Consider the following 14,623-nt stretch of genomic DNA (forward strand, 5'->3'; position numbering starts at 1 on the left):
AGACAAACGCTACAGGTCGTAGAATCGGATCGTCGGCATTGCCGAACGAGCCAAAAGCCGGTTACTCGGCTCTCCGCTCGAAAAATAGCTCGGGCTTCATGTCTTCACGTGCCTTTCAACCTCCCCCTCTCGAAAATTCCGAGAAGAGCGAGCTGCGCCTCCAGCTTGCCGAGGCGCAGGAGCAGTGCATCGAGATGGCGGTCGATGCTGGGGATCTGCAGGCCGAGATCAAGGCGTTGCGGGCCCAGCTCGCTGATGTCGAGCAGGAAAGTGATGAGTAGCGCCGTGCTGCAGGGCGGGCGGCCGCGTGAGCGCGTTTACGGCCTCGATGATGAACTTCCTGATCCAGAACTTGCGCCGCCTGTAACTGGCAGCGAACGGGCTTTATCGAGCAGCGTGATGGCGGCGTCGATGCAGTCCTTTAACGTTTCCCGGGGACCGCACCGGACATGGATCTTCGCGTCCCCGATCTTCATGTGAAATGACGAGCCACGCCGCGGAGCGCCGTCTGAATAATCTCGCCTGTAACCGTAATCTCGATCTTCATCGCGGCGATATCTGCCGTCATCTTTCTTGTTATAGCTCCGATCGTATGATCCGCCTCTGTCATCATCCCTGGATGAGCTTTCAGCGAGTGCGGAGAGTGGCGAGAGAAAAAGACAAGTTGCAGTAACAATGCCGATTGCAAACGAACGCATGATGCTGCTTCCCTCTGATTGCAAACCTTCGGTCACGTTGGGGTGCCCAGCAGTAGCTTGCGCGGTTGGCCGCTTTGAGAGCCGCCCGAACAGCCTCGTTCCTCTCAGAGGACCAGCGCGAGCAACAGGTCGGCCGCGACAGCGCCCACGACCGCAAGGCCGAGCAGGACGACGCTGCTGAGCTGATCGACCGTATCCACATCCTGGCCCTGGCGGTGGATCGGCTCGTTGGCCGGCTGGTTGCTGGCTGCGGTGGTGTTCACGTCGGGATAAACGCGCGCGGTCATGTCGCCTCCATGTTGAGAAGGGGAAACGCTTCTCCGCGCCAAATGGTGTCAGGTTGATGCCAACCGGCCCCGTAGAGTGATGCAGTTCGCCGACCGGGCGTTTTGGGGCGTCGCCTGCCACGCCTTGCGCTGGGAAGGCGGCCAGCTTGCGTCTGATCCAGTCCTATGCCTCATCGAGATCCGCGAACTTGGGTGGGTCTGGATCGTTCACAGGGCCGAAACCGACTTCCAGAAGCCACATGCCAGCCTCGGCCCCATGCTCGTCCGAGAGGTGCACGAGAACCGCGACGAGGTAGCGGTCCGCGAAGACGAGCGGGCTCTCAGTGTCGTCGCTGTCCGTTGCAACCTGCACTGGCTGGAGCCGAAGGTTCATGCCGCGGCCCGCTTCTCCAGATGCAGGTACGTGGCATCAAACTCCCCAGCGCGAGTTAGTTCGTCCCAAGCCTCGATCACGAGCGTGTTGCTGCGCAGCGTGATCAGGCCCTGACCGCGCATGTCCTTCAGCTCACGGTTGACGTGCACGTTCGACAGCCCCAGCGCGTCGCCGAGATCGATCTGCGTGATCGGCAAGGGACAGCGATAGCTCCCAGCCAGTCCCACGGCTTGAAGCTCGAGGTACATCTCGCAGAAGAGGTGCGCGATCCGCCCGGAGGCTGACTTCCGGCCTATGCCGACCATCCACTCGCGGAAGATCGCCGCATCGACCAGCGTGTCGCGCCAGAAAGCGGTGACGACACCGGGGAAACGCGCGATCAGTTCGCACAGGCTCTCGTGCGGGATGCGGCGTCTTACGCCCGGATCAAAGCGGTCGTGGACTACTTTAATCCCCTGGCGGAGGGCTTGGCTGCACGTCAGGCCCGGCTGCCGCCAACCCTGATCTTGCACGGCGCCTCGGATCCGATTGTTCCTCTCGCGCACCCAGGCCAACCGCAGTCGGCCAACGTGCAGAAGTGCTGGAACTGGTTCAACGCGTCCGATCAGCAGCGCGATACCGGCGAGCCCTCTCTGATCGCGGGCATCGCCTGTGAGGTCATCCGCGAGTTCTCAGCCGATCCGACGCGGGTCTATGCCGCGGGGCTTTCAGCTGGCGGCGCGGCAGCGGCGATCTTGGCGGCGACCTACCCCGATCTGTTCGCGGCGGTCGGCGTGCACTCGGAGCTTCCGGCCGGCGCGGCCAAGGATATGCCTACCGCCTTTGCGGTCATGAACGGGTGAGGCACGGGCCAGCCGAGAGGCACGCGACGCACGGTCCCGACCATTCTCTTTCACGGCGACGCTGACCGCACGGTCAACCCGGTCAACGGTGACCAGGTCATCGTGCAAGCAGCCTCCGGTGGGACGGTGGATACAACGGTCACTCGGGACACGTCCGAGGGCGGGATGAACTACACCTGCATGGTTCAGCGCGAGGGCGGCGAGCTGGTGCTATTGGAGCAGTGGATCCTAGATGGTGCCGGGCATGCCTGGTCAGGGGGCAGTGCGAGCGGGACTTACACCGACCCGCGCGGCCTCGACGCGAGCCGGGAGATGATGCGCTTCTTCCTGGCTCACGCGAGCACGCCTGCCCGGGCACGGCATTAAAGTCCGCAGGGCGCACGTGAGATCAGCAGGAAAGCAGATCTCGCGTCCTGCTTGGAGCACATCACAGGCGTGCTGAGCGGACGTCGAAAAAGGTCAGCTTAGACTCGGCAGGCGAAATCGGCTCACAATCGTTAGCACTCGTCCGCGACGAGTGCTAAGTTTTCCGCAGGAGGGGAGTTTGCCCCTCTCTCACGGCAGCGCTGACAAGCTGCTCGCCGTTCAGGCAGGAATTCGGAGGCCCCATGAAGTTCCGTCCGTTGCACGACCGCGTCGTCGTCCGCCGCATCGAGGGCGAAGAGAAGACCAAGGGCGGCATCATCATCCCGGATACCGCCAAGGAGAAGCCGCAGGAGGGCGAGATCATTGCTGTTGGCCCTGGCGCCCGCGATGAGCAGGGTCGCGTCAACGCGCTCGACGTGAAGGCGGGCGACCGGGTGCTCTTCGGCAAGTGGTCCGGCACCGAGGTCAAGATCGACGGTCAGGACCTCCTGATCATGAAGGAATCCGACATCATGGGCGTCGTCGCCTGAGGCGCGGACTTTCCACAGCTTCGCGAATTTCGCCCTTTGAAGCCGCCCATCCGGGGCGCCTTGGGGCTGAAACCCAACAAAGAGGATCTACCCTATGGCTGCCAAGGACGTACGTTTTTCGTCGGACGCTCGCGAAAAGATGCTGCATGGTGTCGAGCTTCTCGCCAATGCCGTGAAGGTGACGCTCGGCCCCAAGGGCCGCAACGTCGTGATCGAGAAGAGCTTCGGCGCCCCCCGGATCACCAAGGACGGCGTCACCGTCGCCAAGGAGATCGAGCTCGCCGACAAGTTCGAGAACATGGGCGCCCAGATGGTGCGCGAGGTGGCCTCGAAATCGAGTGATCTGGCCGGTGACGGCACAACTACAGCCACCGTTCTGGCTGCTTCGATCGTCCGCGAGGGCGCCAAATACGTCGCCGCCGGCATGAACCCGATGGACCTGAAGCGCGGCATCGACCTCGCCACCCAGGCGGCCGTGAAGGACATCACGAGCCGCGCCAAGAAGGTCGCCTCGTCGGAAGAGATCGCCCAGGTCGGTACCATCTCTGCCAATGGTGACACCGAGATCGGCGAGATGATCGCCCACGCCATGCAGAAGGTGGGCAACGAGGGCGTCATCACGGCGGAAGAAGCCAAGACCGCCGAGACCGAGCTCGACGTCGTCGAGGGCATGCAGTTCGACCGCGGCTATCTCTCCCCGTACTTCATCACGAACGCGGAGAAGATGATCGCGGATCTGGACGACCCCTACATCCTGATCCACGAGAAGAAGCTCTCCTCACTCCAAGCACTCCTCCCCATCCTCGAGGCCGTGGTTCAGACGGGCAAGCCGCTCCTCATCATCGCCGAGGACATTGAGGGCGAGGCGCTCGCCACCCTCGTCGTGAACAAGCTGCGCGGCGGCCTCAAGGTCGCGGCCGTCAAGGCTCCGGGCTTCGGTGACCGCCGCAAGGCCATGCTCGAGGACATCGCGGTCCTGACCAAGGGACAGACCATCTCGGAAGACCTCGGCATCAAGCTCGAGAACGTCACGCTCGACATGCTCGGCCGGGCCAAGCGCGTGCGCATCGAGAAGGAGAACACCACGATCATCGACGGCGCCGGCGAGAAGGCCGACATCGAGGCCCGCGTCGGGCAGATCAAGGCGCAGATCGAGGAGACCACCTCGGACTACGACCGCGAGAAGCTGCAGGAGCGCCTGGCCAAGCTTGCCGGTGGTGTTGCGATCATTCGCGTTGGCGGCTCGACCGAGGTCGAGGTCAAGGAGAAGAAGGACCGGGTGGAGGATGCCCTGCATGCCACCCGCGCGGCGGTCGAGGAAGGAATCGTGCCGGGCGGCGGCACTGCGCTGTTGCGCGCCAAGAAGGCGGTCGCCGTCCTCAAGAGCGACAACGCGGACGTCTCGGCCGGCATCAAGATCGTCCTGAAGGCACTTGAGGCCCCGCTGCGCCAGATCGCCCAGAACGCGGGCGTCGAGGGCTCGATCGTCGTCGGCAAGATCACCGACAACACGGGCTCCGAGACCTACGGCTTCAACGCCCAGACCGAAGAGTACGTGGACATGCTGCAGGCGGGCATCGTCGACCCGGCCAAGGTCGTGCGCACGGCGCTGCAGGGGGCGGCCTCGGTCGCCGGCCTCCTCGTCACCACCGAGGCGATGGTCGCGGACGCCCCGAAGAAGGAGAGCGCGGCGCCCGCGATGCCGGGCGGCGGCATGGGTGGCATGGACTTCTGAAACCGACCAGCATCAAAGCAACCAGACCGGCCGCCGCGAGGCGGCCTGTCTACTTCCGACATCGACCCAGGCCGGTTTCCTCCCAGTGGCCGTCCGCTCCATTGGAGTCGACAGGCGCAACGAGCCAGACCGACAAGCCGCGCTCGCCGATCTCCACAAGGCTGACGAAGCTGCAATCCCACCGAGCCGTTCTGATTCGGCCGGCACGGTGGGATCATTCCCATGAGCCGCCCAGATCCGCCAGGATGATCCGTCCGATCAACTTCGCCGCGCAGGCACTGCTCGGGCGTGCCCGCAGGCTGTAGTTGGCCTCTGGCAGAACCCCTACAACCGCGTGAGGCCGCACTCGTCCTTGGGCTATCGACCCCCTCCGGGTCATTCCTCCCGGATCTCGACCTCTGCCCAGAGGCACGGATTCGACGCAGAGGGCTTTCATGGAGTCCTCCAGCTTTCTCACAGGCTGGCAACCGGCCCGAAGGCAGCAGCTTGCCGCTGGAGCGAAGCCCCTGCGGGCGGAGATCTACGGAACCGATGCTGCGGCCCAAGGTTTCCTGAAATCTACTCCCGAACGTCGTGAAAGAGCGCAGATGGGCTCCCCTGCTACGACTCTCTTTGCCGCGGGGGCTGCGTTCGCTGGCGGTGTTATAGCGACCGTCGCCTTCGTCGCCGTGAACACCGGCGATGCTCCTAGCGCACCACCGGTGCAGCCAGTGTCGAGAGTTGCCTCGTCGTCACCTGCCGATCAGCCCTGGGCCGATCCGGTGAAGACAGAAGGCGCATCGTCGCCAAGCCGTCAGGAACCGCGTTCACCGCTCACCTTTCACGTGGACGGAGCGCAGAAACAGCGACCAGCTGACCATTCCACGAAGGCTGAAGCCGCAGCATCGAACGACGATCAGGCACGCCCGGATCGTCTCGACGGAGGAAAGGCGGACATAGCTCGGCAGGCGGTCAGATCTGGCCGAGATGGAGCAGTCGCGACTCGATCCGAGCCGGCGAAGACGGATGGAGCGCGGGCTCCCCAGATTCAGGCTGAGATGCTGAAGGCCGATCGGAAGCGGGCAGACCCGGCGGTGCTGGGGCAGGTAAGAAAGACGGAGTTCAGGGGTGTGCCCGAACGATCGCGAGCGAACGAGGCACGAGACAGGGTCGCTCGATCGCAGGTGCCGGACACAGTTGAGCAGCGTTTCAGCCGAGCTGCGTCGAGCATACATGGTGTCGCCGCATCCGAGAGCAGACGCGAGAGCATGGCAGCTTCCAAGCAGGCCCGTCGCATCGTAAGCCCGCCGGTTTCTCTTCATGCAGAAGCACCGCTTGATGACGAGGCATTTAAGTCCAGTACTGGTTTGCGCCGCCGAGTCCCGGAACGAGTAGTGCGAGAGCCGAGCCGGCGGATCACATCGGCAGATGCCGGTGGAGTGATGCGATGGCTCATGGAGCCCTGAGGGCACGACTAGAGATTTAGACCGCCCGGGTGAGCTGGAGGCAGATCTGCGCTCGCCTGGTTGCTTGATAATGTAAGTGAGGAGCGTGTTGAATGAAACTGCCCTTCCTTCTGCTTCCGGGCGCGCTCGTGACAGCTGCAACTTCGGCTCAGGCGGTTGGGCTCACGGAAATGAAGCGGCGCACCGCGTTCATCGCCGAGCGGTATCTTCAGATCTGGTCGTCGAGCAACGTCAGCCCTGTTGCTGGGGTGCCGTACATGTACGGCCCGACCGTCACCTTCTACGGGCAGCGCTACAGCCAGGAGCAGCTCATGGCTGAGAAGCGCAGAGCGATTCAGCAATGGCCCTCGCGGCGGTACGTTCATCGGCCAGGCACGATGCAGATCACCTGCAACGTGCCTGCCCAGAAGTGTGCAGCTCGCTCGACCATCGACTTTGAAGTCAGCAACTCGCGTCACGGTACGGCGAAGCAAGGTTCTGCCAAGTTCGACCTTGGCATAAGCTTCGCCGATCGCCAGCCCCGCATCCTCTACGAGGGCGGTAGCTTGAACAACAGACGAGCTGATCGGGACTTCTGATTCGAATGTCTCGAACGTGACAGAGGCATATGTGAATGGAGGCCTCTTCCATCACGGCCGGTCTTTGCACAAGCTTGCCGGCAAGATCAACCCTAAACAAACGCGGATCTGGTTGTCCAGCTTTGCCTCGTGAGAGCTTCATCCACCGCGATCTCGGCGCAATCCCTACAGGCGACGGGTTGTAATTTCAGGAATAGGGCTCGCTATTCTAAGAAGTGAACCGGCACTCCTCTCCGAATCATGGCACCAAACTTAGAGCATCCCAGTTCGTCAGGCGGGCGCATCCGTGCGAGGCGGCTTGGCTCACCCCTTCCGCCTCCGGAGTGCCATGTATGCCGCAACTGCGGCGGTTCAGGGCAACCTAGACGAGACCCACGGGGTTGTTTGGCCCTGCTCCAATCTTGAACTTTCCTCGTGACTGCACCCCTTCGAACTTAAACCCCAGGCTGTACGCATAGCCAGGATTGGTGACTGTCTGGGCGACCCGCAGCGTGCCGCTTGGCGTGGGAGATTTCGGGCCGCCGACCGAGGCTGGGAAGAACGCGGCCAGCCTTCCATTTCGATCAAGAGTCTGTAGTCAAATCCCTTCTGATAGACACCGATGGAGGAATAAGCGCCAGATTGATCGCCTAGTGTGCCGAGCTTGACTGCTGTTTGCGCTGTCGCAGGGCCGGAAATGAAGATGCCGATCACGATTTTAGAAAAAAGCCGCTGCAACATGGCGTCCTCGCGCATCTATTTCGGGACTGCCTGCTCCGCCTGTCCTACACTGTCTAGACCATCACGGTCGAACCGACCGACAGCGAACACATCTCATCGCGTGCTGGTTGCGGCCATCTCTGGATGGATGCTTCGCGCCCATTCCCGCCATACAGCGGCCACAGCCAATGGCTGGGAAGCGGACATCGTCTCAAGTCATGACCCGGGTCGCTTGGCGTCCCGGGTCAGCTCTCGTTCAGCGCCATCGGACGCCGGACCGATCCATGGGGACCGGTGCGACGGGAGGCGAGTGCCTCAGTTCCAAATGTGGAGCACGGTGCTCCAACCGTCGCCCCGCCGCTCCAAGACGTTCACCCAATTGCCGCCGTAGCTCTGCGTCGCACCACCCTCACCGGGCCCACTCAGCGACCAGCGGCCCGTGAGGATGAGGATATCGCCCTTCTCGACGGCATCCTGCACCGTGATCTTGTGGTCCTTGAAGCCCTTGGCCTGCAGGTCGGCAAAGAAGGCCGCGATGCCCTCGGCCCCCCGGACCGGGGAGCCGCCCGCGGGGATTACCTGTCCGTCCTCGCTGTAGAGCTTGCCCAATCCGGTGGTGTCGCCCTTGTTGAAGGTCCGATCCCAAAGGTCGGCGATCGCCTGGCCTTGCGTGCTCATCGTCTCTCCTTCCTGTTCTCGCGCGAGCCCGCGCCCGCGCCGGTAGCGTCCCCATGGCGGCCGCGGTTCGGAGACTGTTGCTCACGCTCGGCCAATGATGCGGGACGTTCGTCCAAGCTAGTCCTCGGTGCGCCGTCGAGACGCTCCAGCCGGCACAGGGCTGCCTTGCAGCCGCTCCCTACGGCCAAGTCGTCCATTGGCATGACGCGATGGATATGCTGGTCAGCGGCCGAGCGGGGACGGCGCCTACGCTCGACCGACCCAGGCCCGCCAAGTGAAGGCAGCGAAGAACTGCTCGACCTCGCGGAAGCCGCCACCCCGCAGGATGGCTTCATCCTAGTCCGGATCGAGCGTGGGAAGATTGGCGTCCATGGCCGCCCGAGCCCGTGTCGCCTGCTCGGGGTCGGCCCCGATGCGACTGCGAATGCCTCGTAGCACGCGAGCCAGCGCGAACGGATCCTATCCCGTTGCGGGAAACTACCGTGCGCCGCCACGAATGGAGCGCCCGGCTTGAGGCGCCGATGGATTTCGCGGACCGTGTCCTCCCGTGCCGCCGCGTCGAGGAAGTGCAGCGTCAGCAGGCAGGTCGCCGCATCGTAGCCTTCGACGAGGGTCACCCGGTCCATGAGCGGATCAAGCGTTCGTTCGGCCTGACGGAGCATCTCCCTCGCCGGATCGACGCCGACGAACGAACTACATCCTCAGAGTCTTTGCTTAACGAGTAGTTAGCGGCGCAAATCGTGTTCGCACTGTGGTTGAATTTGCTGCGCATGTTGCAGACGTAGATGTTGGTTCAGGAGCGCACGCCTGTTGTCCCTACGGCCGGTCGGGCGGCTGCCGCCCTCACGCAGTTGGAGCGCTGCAAGAGAAACCCCGCAACCCAGAGGCTGCGCGGTTCTAACCGTCTCACCATACGATGGCCCCCGGCAACGCTGCCGCTACGGCGATCCTCTTGATGGCCGCGCTCACGATTACCGGAACGGTCGCCCTCGTCCGCAGGGGCGGACACGCCGCTCCAAGCTCGAGCCGCACGCTTCGTTCCTGTGGGCCCTGATCGAGGCGAAGGACGACATCACCCTGGAGGAGATGCGCGCCCGGCTGCTGGCAGAGCGCGGCCTCACGGTCGGACTGGCCACGCTGTGGAGCTTCCTCGACGCGCGCGGCCTGACCTACGACACAGACAGCTCACGCCACGGAGCAGGACCGGCGGGACATGAAGGCGGCGCGCGAGGCCTGGTTCGAGGGGCAGCCCGCCTCGTGTTCCTCGATGAGACCTGGACCGCCGCGTTTCCACAGGCAAAGCCTGCGCATCTTCACAGTCTCGCCGCGTTCCGGGCGCCTCATCCCAATCGATGACAGCCCCGCGCCTTTCGCGGGCTGCCCCCGTTAAATGAAAGTGTCCATTGATAAATTCTCTGGCCGCAGCCTTTACCGTTCTGGCCGTGCTCGCGATCACGGCTCTTCTCAAGCTACCACTTCTCCCCTTCCGAGCCGTCCGCAACCTGATGCGGCGACGGTCAGCACCCGCCTGAGGGCGGACTAAGGGCCAGACGCATGAGCCCGGGATCACACCCGCCTTGGTGAGCCGACGCGAGATAGGCGCAGCTGGGCTCGCCGCAGCGAGCCTCCTGGCGACGCGGTCAGCTTGGGGGATCAACGCATCCCGCCAGACCGTGGCAGACCAGCCGGTGCGCATCGCCATGCTGCTCTATCCGGGCATGACGGCCCTCGATGTGATCGGGCCGCAGGCACTGTTGGCGGGCCTCGCTCCGGATAGCCTCTACCTTGTGGCGCAGACGCCGGGGCCCGTTCCGAGCGATACGGGCGTCAGCCTGCTTGCCACGACGAGCTTTGCCGACTGTCCCACCGACCTCGATGTGCTGTTCGTGCCGGGTGGCGACGGCTCCCCTACCCAGATGCGCGATGCTGCGACACTGGCCTTCCTGCGAGATCGGGCGAGTCGAGCGCGCTGGATCACGAGCGTTTGCACCGGATCGTTGATCCTCGGTGCCGCCGGGCTGCTGGTGGGTTACCGCGCCACCTCGCACTGGTGCGTGCGTGACACCGTGCTCCCCCTCCTTGGGGCAACGCCGGTCGATCAGCGCGTCGTGTTCGACCGAAACCGCGCCACATCGGCCGGCATCTCAGCGGGCATCGATTTCGCCCTCGCCCTGTCGGCTCAACTGCGAGGCGAAAATTACGCGCAAACAGCACAGCTGGTTGCGGAATATGCGCCGCACCCACCGTTTGAGGCAGGCAGTCCAGCCTTAGCTGGTCCGGCAATCACGCGCGAAGCCATGGCAATCCTCGGCGGCCTCGTTACCGAAGCCCGAGCGGCAGCCGAGACCACTCGCCTGCGGAAGTGATCCGGATCACCTCTCAACTGAACTCAAGCCGGTCACAATGGCTTCGATGTAGAAAGTTGGTGATCTGACCGACCTGAGCGGAAACGGCACCATCATCTTTTCCAGACGCAGGCACCGCAGCCTTCCGCGCAATTTCAGGCCGCCTTTCAGGCGTCATCTCCGCCGCGCGGGCTCCACCACCCTTACGCTCTCTGGTCCACGACGTGAAGGAACGCCAAGAGTGTGGCCTTTTCGTCGGACCCCAGCGCTTCCTTGTCGAGCAGCGGCTCTATGGCATCGATGAGCAGAACACAGAACCGAGTTAGATCATCGGCCCTCCGTTCCGACTCTTCTGCTCGATGAACTGCCAAATTTGCCCGCTGTTCCACCTCTTCAAGCCTGTCCCAAGCCAGTGAAGCGTTTTCCTGCTCTCGAGCCAATGCCGACCGAAGATTTTTTATTTCACCTTGAAGGCGGGCTCGCTCAACCTGCGTGTGCCAGATCAATTTCTGAGCGCGTTCGGAAATGAGGTCAGCTTCATCTTCGACGAAACGACATCTCTCGATGGCCTCCTCAATGAGTTGCAACGTAGCGGCAGGACCGACCAGCGGTTGAGCGGCTCCGCAAGGTTCTCCGGCACCAAACGGGGTTGCCGAGACCTCTTCAATTACCATCGGCGGGTTCGGTGTACGCGAACTCATTCTGGCACGGGACTTTGCGCGTCAGGAGACAGGCGGCCTTTCGCTCTCGGAAGGGTCTCGACCGTTGGTCTCGGGTCGCCGCGATGCCCCGCGCGATTTGCGCCCAAACCCATTCAGGACGGCGTCGTGCATGCGCACGAGCCAAGTCTCCGCCTCGCTCGCTCGTGCTTCCGCTGAACGCGCCCGTTCTTCGGCTTTGTGCGCACGCCGCTCAGCTGCTGCAACCTTAGCATTGAGTTGGCGGATCTCCTCGTTCGCGTTTGTGGTCACCTGCTGCAACTGCGCTTCCAGATCAGCGGCACGCTCCTCGCTGATGCTGATAGCCTCCGTCGCTTCTTGGATCAGATCGAGCGCGGACGACCAATCCCGGGCGGGGACGGGATTCGTTTGAGGTTCGGGCACGCTGCGAGGTTGCGTTGCGGACGCCGAGTTTGCGGCAGCCTCCTGGGTCACGGATTTCAATCCCTCGCCCATGAGGCCTCGCATCAGCAGCGTTGAGGCAACAGATGAGTTCGAATCCTTAAGAGCCTGATCTGCCATCCACCCCTCCATACGCATCATCTTCGAAAACTTCTGACTTCAGGCGCTAGCTTGTTCGTTCGGACGCCATAAAGGGGCGAACATTGCTCTCTGCTTCTAAGTCACTGCTCGACTTGGTGGCAGTGAATTGCGGAGCCGGCAGCGGCTCAACCTCTTCGATGTCACGGACATTTCGAGCATTCCGTTTGAGCGCTTCGCATTGCTTCTGCAGCGCGATCCGACTTTCACGGGCGATGTCGAGTGCTCCCTGCGCCAATGCTCGCTCGGAGCGCTCAGACTGCAGATCCTCCATAAGACGGCGGTTGGCGGTCTCAAGCTCATGGACCTCCGCTTCGCGACGCCGGCTATGCTGGTCGATGCGCTCGGACAGCATGGCAGCGCGCGACGTTGCCTGTTCAATCGCGACGTCCTTGGCCGCCAGCGCCTTGGTGAGCATGTCGCAACGATTATCCAACTCGGACCGGAGCCGCTGTGCTTCGAGAAGCCGCTCGGTCTGACGGGTGAGATCAGCTTGCATCGCGTCAACCCGACGATCCGAGGTTGACCGCTCGATGGCTGCTTCCTTGGCGATCCGCTCCGCAACTCGGAGCGCCTCATCCTTCTCCCGGAGCTGGCCACGGAGCTGCGCAAGAAGCTGCTCTGTCGTCGCGGCCCGGTTCGCGGCCGCCTCGAGCTTCATCGTCAGGCTAGCGCGCTCCGTGCGCGAGGCACTGATCTCCGCCTCGTGCTGCGCATCGTTCTTCTGGCGGGCCGCGAGCTCAGAAGCGAGGTCCGCTTCCACAGCAAGCAGCCGCTCCCGCTCACTGTCTGCCTCCCCTCTCAGCGCGCCGTACCGCGCCGCCGTGTCGGCTAGGCGCGCCTCCTGTTCCTCACACAGCAGCTGAAGGCGACGGTTGTCCTGGTCGGCGATTGCAAGACGCTCGCGGGCCTCGGCGAGATCATGCTCAGACCGCGACAGTGCCTGATCAACGGCCTGGGCTTCGAGCCGAAGAGCCTTGTTCTCTCCGGAGAGCGCCTTTGTCTGTTCCGCCTCGGCGGCGAGCTGGCGCTCGAAATTCTCCGCGGCGAGACCCTTGTCACGGGCGATAACGCGCAGTTGCTCGAGTTCGATGTCGCGGCTGTGGATGCCGGACTCTAGGCGAGCGACCTCTGTGGTCATCGCTGCAAGATCGCTTGTCAAAGCGGAGGTTTTTACGGTCAGGTCGCTCGCCTCGCGCCGCGCGGAAAGCGCACTTTGCTGCTCTTTGGCGAACAGGGCCTCGACCTCGGCCAATCGCATGGTCGCGCGCGGCAGCTCGTCCGAGATAGCAACGAGTGGTTCCAGTACGGCAGAGAAATCATCCTGAAGCGTCTTCAGGTCTTCGAGACGTTCGATCATCTCCCCAATTCGCATACGGACCACTTCCCCGCGCTGCCCAATTGCATCGAGCGGATCACGCGGCGCCGGAGCATTCATTTGAGCAGGCCTTTTGTCTGCGCTGCTCATCGGTGCTGCCTTCTGCTGCAGCCCCGGCACATGCGGCTGTTGGGAATCTATCTCGTTCCGCCCGCCGGCTCGGCTGCCAGAAAACAAGCCAGTTCGGAACGGCGACCAAGGCATCCAGCGTCTCCAAGCCGCCTGTTTCCATCGGCTTATGGTTTTCAACCGACGGTTATCATACGAGAAATTGTCAGCGAGTCCGTCCGGCTCGCGCATATTCATGTGGTCAACCGCAGAAAAAACTCCTCTGAGGCCCGAGTCATATCTCTCGAGGCAAGATTCTGCTGATCTCAATAAATATAATAACAATTCTGGATAATTTTACATAACGGTCAATATTGTGCGCCGTTATATCGAAATTATGTTGATCGCAGACCATTGAATAACACAAAAATAACTCTTATCCTGTGCAGCTAAATGTGGATGCGGATTGGCTGATCACGAGGCGTAGCAGCGTTTGCGAGCGTCCGCTGTCAATCCGTTCAATCTCAATCGTGACTATGACTGATGATTGCTGGGAGCGGTTGATCTGAGCGGGATTTTAGACCGAACGGATAGGGAGGCTGTAGCTTTGGCAATGCGACGGCACCCCTAATTATCGCCCCGCAATTTTCGTGCGAACTCTGCAGGGTGATCTCTCCATGACCAGCGTTGGGAGGCGCAACCCAGCGAGGCTGTGCCAGCTGTTTGGGCCAGCCAGAGCATCGTAGGATATCGCTGAGATGTGGCACACGCTGCTCGTGCTGCCTCCTGCAGCGCTCGCAGCATCCTCCGGCGCGTCGGAAGCGGACCGCTGCCGGGAGTTGGGCCCAGTCGATAGAATAGAAGAAGCAATGCTCGCGTCGGATGGGCAAAGAACGTCTGCTTCCGCGGTTCTGATGCAGAAAGCGGGCGGACTGCATACGGCCGAACCCAGCCGGCTGCTATGCGCCCATCTCGGCCATTCAGCGGCCTTTGCCAGCCTCTCGGAAGCGGACTTCGGCACAGATTGGACTACAAGCAGGAGGCAGAATTCGATTTGCAACGGGCCTTGCGAGCTATCGAAGACCTCCTGACCGAGCTTCGCGCAACGCCATCGGTGCTTTGAATTGATCGACTGGGTCTCTAGAGCTTGTTCACGCCAACAATGCAGAACCCATGCCCGAAAGGATCGCTGCAGAACGCAACGGGTGGAAAGCCCGGCACGCGGTGGACCTGTTCTGACCTTGCGCCGTTGGCCAAGGCGCGTTCGAGCGTCCCTTCGAAGTCATCGACACGAAAATCGACGTGAACGGGTGTCCAGTGGCGCTCATATCGGCGAAGGTCGTTGCTTCCTGGCGCCGGTGA

Annotated in this window: 15 protein-coding genes and 4 pseudogenes; 9 read left to right on the forward strand and 10 right to left on the reverse strand. The window is 62.6% G+C overall.

What is annotated here, in order from left to right; all coding sequences use genetic code 11:
- The first annotated feature begins 38 nt into the window (after positions 1–38).
- Together E1J50_RS04790 and E1J50_RS04795 are read left to right on the forward strand one after the other, a co-directional pair.
- Positions 39–281: a hypothetical protein gene (locus E1J50_RS04790; RefSeq protein WP_245516435.1), complete on the forward strand. Its 243-nt coding sequence runs from the start codon at positions 39–41 to the stop codon at positions 279–281.
- A complete protein-coding gene (locus E1J50_RS04795; protein WP_132250949.1) occupies positions 274–480 on the forward strand; it encodes a hypothetical protein in 207 nt (68 codons plus the stop codon). Before E1J50_RS04790 ends, E1J50_RS04795 begins: the two co-directional genes overlap by 8 nt.
- Before the next feature lie 322 nt (positions 481–802).
- Here the strand turns inward: E1J50_RS04795 and E1J50_RS04800 are convergent, their stop codons facing one another.
- The 3 genes from E1J50_RS04800 to E1J50_RS04810 all read right to left on the reverse strand — a co-directional run bounded on the left by E1J50_RS04800 (position 803) and on the right by E1J50_RS04810 (position 1,870).
- Complete coding sequence (locus E1J50_RS04800) at positions 803–985, reverse strand: hypothetical protein (protein ID WP_132250951.1); 183 nt, start codon at positions 983–985, stop codon at positions 803–805.
- Between the two features lie 163 nt (positions 986–1,148).
- Positions 1,149–1,358, reverse strand: a complete 210-nt coding sequence (locus tag E1J50_RS04805; protein ID WP_132250953.1) for a hypothetical protein — start codon at positions 1,356–1,358, stop codon at positions 1,149–1,151.
- Positions 1,355–1,870, reverse strand: a complete 516-nt coding sequence (locus E1J50_RS04810; protein WP_245516436.1) for a Crp/Fnr family transcriptional regulator — start codon at positions 1,868–1,870, stop codon at positions 1,355–1,357. Before E1J50_RS04810 ends, E1J50_RS04805 begins: the two co-directional genes overlap by 4 nt.
- Before the next feature lie 24 nt (positions 1,871–1,894).
- On the opposite strand from E1J50_RS04810, the pseudogene E1J50_RS27975 reads away from it, so the two are divergent.
- The 5 genes and pseudogenes from E1J50_RS27975 to E1J50_RS04835 all read left to right on the forward strand — a co-directional run.
- A pseudogene (locus E1J50_RS27975) lies at positions 1,895–2,566 on the forward strand (extracellular catalytic domain type 1 short-chain-length polyhydroxyalkanoate depolymerase); the annotation flags it as partial.
- Between the two features lie 242 nt (positions 2,567–2,808).
- The gene (groES, locus tag E1J50_RS04820; RefSeq protein WP_132250957.1) at positions 2,809–3,096 is read left to right on the forward strand and encodes a co-chaperone GroES; all 288 of its coding nucleotides are present in this window, start codon (positions 2,809–2,811) and stop codon (positions 3,094–3,096) included.
- Between the two features lie 94 nt (positions 3,097–3,190).
- Complete coding sequence (gene groL, locus E1J50_RS04825) at positions 3,191–4,831, forward strand: chaperonin GroEL (protein ID WP_132250959.1); 1,641 nt, start codon at positions 3,191–3,193, stop codon at positions 4,829–4,831.
- 295 nt (positions 4,832–5,126) lie between these two features.
- Positions 5,127–5,201 (forward strand): annotated as a pseudogene (locus E1J50_RS04830) (integrase core domain-containing protein); the annotation flags it as partial.
- A gap of 1,167 nt (positions 5,202–6,368) precedes the next feature.
- Positions 6,369–6,854 (forward strand): hypothetical protein, encoded by a 486-nt coding sequence (locus tag E1J50_RS04835; RefSeq protein WP_132250961.1) that lies wholly within the window; start codon positions 6,369–6,371, stop codon positions 6,852–6,854.
- A 238-nt stretch (positions 6,855–7,092) separates the two neighbouring features.
- Here E1J50_RS04835 and E1J50_RS28485 read toward each other — a convergent pair.
- The 3 genes and pseudogenes from E1J50_RS28485 to E1J50_RS28410 all read right to left on the reverse strand — a co-directional run.
- Positions 7,093–7,410, reverse strand: a pseudogene (locus tag E1J50_RS28485) (L,D-transpeptidase); the annotation flags it as partial.
- A gap of 458 nt (positions 7,411–7,868) precedes the next feature.
- On the reverse strand, positions 7,869–8,231 hold the full coding sequence (locus tag E1J50_RS04845) for a YybH family protein (protein ID WP_132250963.1): 363 nt from the start codon (positions 8,229–8,231) through the stop codon (positions 7,869–7,871).
- Positions 8,228–8,893, reverse strand: a complete 666-nt coding sequence (locus tag E1J50_RS28410; RefSeq protein ID WP_342635886.1) for a class I SAM-dependent methyltransferase — start codon at positions 8,891–8,893, stop codon at positions 8,228–8,230. Before E1J50_RS28410 ends, E1J50_RS04845 begins: the two co-directional genes overlap by 4 nt.
- Positions 8,894–9,156: 263 nt before the next feature.
- Between E1J50_RS28410 and E1J50_RS04855 the strand changes: the two are divergent.
- Positions 9,157–9,515 (forward strand): annotated as a pseudogene (locus E1J50_RS04855) (IS630 family transposase); the annotation flags it as partial.
- Between the two features lie 416 nt (positions 9,516–9,931).
- Positions 9,932–10,597 carry a DJ-1/PfpI family protein gene (locus E1J50_RS04860; RefSeq protein WP_132250992.1) on the forward strand — a complete coding sequence of 222 codons (666 nt, stop codon included), beginning with the start codon at positions 9,932–9,934 and terminating at the stop codon, positions 10,595–10,597.
- Between the two features lie 182 nt (positions 10,598–10,779).
- Here E1J50_RS04860 and E1J50_RS04865 read toward each other — a convergent pair whose 3' ends face one another.
- The 4 genes from E1J50_RS04865 to E1J50_RS04885 all read right to left on the reverse strand — a co-directional run.
- Complete coding sequence (locus E1J50_RS04865) at positions 10,780–11,250, reverse strand: hypothetical protein (RefSeq protein WP_132250967.1); 471 nt, start codon at positions 11,248–11,250, stop codon at positions 10,780–10,782.
- A 48-nt stretch (positions 11,251–11,298) separates the two neighbouring features.
- Entirely contained in the window at positions 11,299–11,817 is a 519-nt protein-coding gene (locus tag E1J50_RS04870) for a hypothetical protein (protein ID WP_132250969.1), read from the reverse strand.
- Between the two features lie 46 nt (positions 11,818–11,863).
- On the reverse strand, positions 11,864–13,303 hold the full coding sequence (locus tag E1J50_RS04875; protein WP_165937778.1) for a chromosome partitioning protein ParA: 1,440 nt from the start codon (positions 13,301–13,303) through the stop codon (positions 11,864–11,866).
- 1,098 nt (positions 13,304–14,401) lie between these two features.
- Positions 14,402–14,623 (reverse strand): VOC family protein (locus E1J50_RS04885; RefSeq protein WP_281024544.1); only part of this gene is annotated, 222 nt, incomplete at its 5' end.

This window comes from Methylobacterium segetis (assembly GCF_004348265.1).
Taxonomy (GTDB): Bacteria; Pseudomonadota; Alphaproteobacteria; order Rhizobiales; family Beijerinckiaceae; genus Methylobacterium; species Methylobacterium segetis.

Coding starts and splice junctions, on each gene's coding strand:
- E1J50_RS28410 (WP_342635886.1), bottom strand. CDS start 8,893: ATGCTCCGTCAGGCCGAACGAACGCTTGATCCGCTCATGGACCGGGTG.
- E1J50_RS04795 (WP_132250949.1), top strand. CDS start 274: ATGAGTAGCGCCGTGCTGCAGGGCGGGCGGCCGCGTGAGCGCGTTTAC.
- groL (WP_132250959.1), top strand. CDS start 3,191: ATGGCTGCCAAGGACGTACGTTTTTCGTCGGACGCTCGCGAAAAGATG.
- E1J50_RS04870 (WP_132250969.1), bottom strand. CDS start 11,817: ATGGCAGATCAGGCTCTTAAGGATTCGAACTCATCTGTTGCCTCAACG.
- groES (WP_132250957.1), top strand. CDS start 2,809: ATGAAGTTCCGTCCGTTGCACGACCGCGTCGTCGTCCGCCGCATCGAG.
- E1J50_RS04800 (WP_132250951.1), bottom strand. CDS start 985: ATGACCGCGCGCGTTTATCCCGACGTGAACACCACCGCAGCCAGCAAC.
- E1J50_RS04865 (WP_132250967.1), bottom strand. CDS start 11,250: ATGGTAATTGAAGAGGTCTCGGCAACCCCGTTTGGTGCCGGAGAACCT.
- E1J50_RS04875 (WP_165937778.1), bottom strand. CDS start 13,303: ATGAGCAGCGCAGACAAAAGGCCTGCTCAAATGAATGCTCCGGCGCCG.
- E1J50_RS04805 (WP_132250953.1), bottom strand. CDS start 1,358: ATGAACCTTCGGCTCCAGCCAGTGCAGGTTGCAACGGACAGCGACGAC.
- E1J50_RS04835 (WP_132250961.1), top strand. CDS start 6,369: ATGAAACTGCCCTTCCTTCTGCTTCCGGGCGCGCTCGTGACAGCTGCA.
- E1J50_RS04845 (WP_132250963.1), bottom strand. CDS start 8,231: ATGAGCACGCAAGGCCAGGCGATCGCCGACCTTTGGGATCGGACCTTC.
- E1J50_RS04860 (WP_132250992.1), top strand. CDS start 9,932: ATGCTGCTCTATCCGGGCATGACGGCCCTCGATGTGATCGGGCCGCAG.